We start from the raw sequence: 2,455 nt of genomic DNA on the forward strand, positions 1-2,455 counted from the left end.
CGGCCCGCTCGTCCCCGCCGCCCCAGTCCTCGGGGGCGGCGGAGACGGCGGCGCGGCGGCCTTCCGGCCCGACTCGCGTGTCAGCAGCTCAGGTTGTCACCCGGGGTGGTGCCCAGGATCTGGACGAACCGCTGGTAGTTGTTGATCCGGCTCTGCACCTGGGCGGGGTTGCGCCCGCCGCACTCCAGGGAGCCGTTGATGCTGCGGATGGTCTCCCCGAAACCGCGCCCGTTGACCATCGCGTTGTGCGGGGTCATGGTGCCCGGACCGCTCTGGGTGTTCCAGTACCACAGGGCGGTCTTCCAGGCGACCGCGGCGTCCCGCTCCACCAGGTAGGGGTTGCGCAGCAGGTCGATGCCCAGCGCGTCGCCCGCCGCCTTGTAGTTGAAGTTCCAGCTGAGCTGGATCGGACCGCGCCCGTAGTACGCGGCCTGGCCCGCGGGGCAGCCGTAGGGCTGGCCGCTGTCGCAGTAGTGCGGGTAGTTGGCGGTGTTCTGCTCCACGATGTGGACCAGGCCGCCGGTCTCGTGGCTGACGTTGGCCAGGAAGGCGGCGGCCTCCCGCTTCTTCACCGTGTCGCTGCCGGTGTTGGCGAAGGCCGGGTAGGCGCTCAGGGCCGCCTTCAGGCCCTGGTAGGTGTAGAAGGGATTCCGGTTCGGGAACATCTGGTTGAACTGCGCCTCGCTGACCACGAAGCCCGACGGGTTCGGGTCGGTGGGCGGCGGGGTCGTGCCGCCGCAGGCGCCCTGGTCCGTCCAGACTCCGGAGGTCCCGGGCGGCACCTCGTTCTGGGTCCACCAGCGGGCGGTCCAGTTGTGGCCGTTGTGGGAGACGGTCGTCCCGCCGAGGTAGACCGCCGAGGAACTCCACGGGGTCGCGCACTCGGCCGCGGACGCGGAGGTCGCGGGCAGGGCGACCGCCAGGGCGCCTGCGAGGGCGGATGCCGCGAGGCCCGCCATGAGGCGTTTTCTCAGCACCTGAACATCCCTTCAGATGTGGGGGGTTGGTCGGCACCACTCAAGCGCGTTGGTATGTACCAGTCAAGGTATAGACCAAAGATGTTCCACATCCGAGCAACCGCGGGCGGCCGGGACCGGCCGTGGGGTATCCCGCCGGACCGCGCGTCCAGCGGCGCCGGACCCGCTCGAAGGCTCCCCAAACCTCCCGGCGGAAAGGAGAAAACAGGAATTCGCGGAATCCCGGTGTCAAGCCGCCGGGCGTGTTTCCTCTTTTCCTCCCGTCCGATCAGCCGCTCATCGGTTTCCCGGTCCCTGACGCCCCGTACGGCCCACCGGCACCACGAATCCGGGCGGAGGCGCGGGGGACGTGGGATGAGGCGAAGGTCATTCACCGTGATCGTATGAATTGAGACTTCACCCGAATGCCGGTCGTCCGGTCGGGTCCCGCCTTCGTTGTTGTGAACGTGACTTCACCAGATCCGCTTTCCACATCCGCGCCCCGCCTCTCCGGATTGGGCTGCCGTGAGTGACCAGGGTCCGCACTTCGATCCCTACGGCATGCCCGCCGGCGGAGACCCGGACTGGTACCGCGCCGCCGCCCATCCGGAGTTCGAGCCTGGGCCCGTTCCGGAGCAGAGGGCCCCCACCGCACCCGACGTGGACGTCCTCGATCCGTCCTGGGACTTCGAGGCCGAACTCGCCAAGCTGCTGCAGGACTCCGGCCACGTCCAGGCCCAGCCGCACGCCCGGGCGCAGCCCCACGGCACGGCTCCCGTGGCGCCGGACCCGGCCGTGGACGAGGCCACCCGGGTGCTGCGCCGCTTCGACGCCGACGACACGGCCCGTGCGGGCGACACCGCCGCCACCGCACGCCCCCCGGCGCGGCCGGCGGCCGACCGCCGCCACCGCCGCAGGCGCCGGACGGCCCAGCGCCCCGAACTGTCGCTGCTGCACGTGTTCAGCTACGCCGTGGCGGCGCTGACCGCCGGCATCGTGGCGATGGTCAGCGTGCTCGGCGGACTGGTCTCCTACGACCCGCTGCGCCTCCTGGCCGGGCCCGGCGTGCCCGGCGACCTGGCGCGGTGGTGGCCCCTGCTGGTCTACGGTCCCTGGCTCGCCGGCTCGCTGTCGATCCTGCGCGCCACCGTGCTGCGGCGCCGGGTCCGGCACTCCTGGGCGGTGGTGATCCTCTTCTCGACCGTCGCGGTGGTGCTGTGCGTGGCCCACGCCCCCAGGACCCTGGCCGGGGTGGCCGCCGCGGGCCTCCCCCCGATCACCGCCCTGGCCTGCTTCCACCAGCTGGTGGGGCAGATCACCCTCACCCAGCCCCGGCACGCCCTCCCCCGCCAGCCCGCGCCGCTGCCGCAGCAGCGCGGTCCGCTCCCCCGAAGGCGGACCGCGTACCCCGGGGACGGCCGGGGGCGGCCGTCCCCGGGCGGACGCTCGTAGGGCCGCGGGACACGCGGGGACGGGCCCGGCCGGGGCGACCTCGAGGT

2 protein-coding genes are annotated in these 2,455 nt (G+C 72.4%); one reads left to right on the forward strand and one right to left on the reverse strand.

The window, feature by feature from the left end; translation table 11 throughout:
- Nucleotides 1–80 precede the first annotated feature (80 nt).
- Complete coding sequence (locus tag QC029_RS30315) at nt 81–959, reverse strand: glycoside hydrolase family 19 protein (protein ID WP_279559057.1); 879 nt, start codon at nt 957–959, stop codon at nt 81–83.
- Between the two features lie 522 nt (nt 960–1,481).
- Between QC029_RS30315 and QC029_RS30320 the strand changes: the two genes are divergently transcribed.
- Nucleotides 1,482–2,408 (forward strand): DUF2637 domain-containing protein, encoded by a 927-nt coding sequence (locus tag QC029_RS30320; RefSeq protein WP_279559056.1) that lies wholly within the window; start codon nt 1,482–1,484, stop codon nt 2,406–2,408.
- Nucleotides 2,409–2,455: the final 47 nt, after the last annotated feature.

This window comes from Streptomyces sp. DH37, assembly GCF_029813835.1.
Taxonomy (GTDB): domain Bacteria; phylum Actinomycetota; class Actinomycetes; order Streptomycetales; family Streptomycetaceae; genus Streptomyces.

Bases quoted from the DNA above. Each gene is read 5' to 3' on its own strand.
- QC029_RS30315 (WP_279559057.1), bottom strand. From the start codon at position 959: ATGGCGGGCCTCGCGGCATCCGCCCTCGCAGGCGCCCTGGCGGTCGCC.